The organism is Nocardia sp. NRRL WC-3656 (assembly GCF_000720265.1).
Lineage (GTDB): Bacteria > Actinomycetota > Actinomycetes > Mycobacteriales > Mycobacteriaceae > Nocardia > Nocardia nova.
The window spans coordinates 1-408 of the sequence record NZ_JOJF01000119.1; the positions used below are offsets into that span (position 1 = coordinate 1).

The following is a 408-nucleotide window of genomic DNA, read 5'->3' on the forward strand; positions in this document are numbered from 1 at the left end:
GGTCATCACCCGCGGATTGAGCACCGGGTCGGCCACCCAATCAGGTGCTCCCGCAAACACATTCGGCATCGCGCCACCACCGTTGTAGGCGAGGTCCAATGCGGGGGCCTCCCATACTCCACCCGACAGCACCGCCCGGTCTCCGGGGAGCAGCGTCAGCGTCGAACCGCTGTGTCCCGCACTTTCGAAGACGCCCACGGATGGACCGATCCGTGGCCCCCGTTCCGAGCCGGCCGCCACGAAGGCAGAGGCCAGCACCGCCCACCGCGCCCACAGTGTTCGCAGGTCCGGCAACTCGCCGGCCACCGCCACCGCCCGCACGCCCGCCCGCCGGTCCGTCCGCATTCCGTCCCAGGCGGCGCGCGGCGGCCTCGACTGGGATTCACCGCGCCCGATGTAAGCCGCCAA

Annotated in this window: 1 pseudogene; it reads right to left on the reverse strand. The window is 71.3% G+C overall.

The features are described 5' to 3' along the window. Nucleotides 1-345 (reverse strand): annotated as a pseudogene (locus IG65_RS0134115) (hypothetical protein); the annotation flags it as partial. Between the last annotated feature and the right edge of the window lie 63 nt (nt 346-408).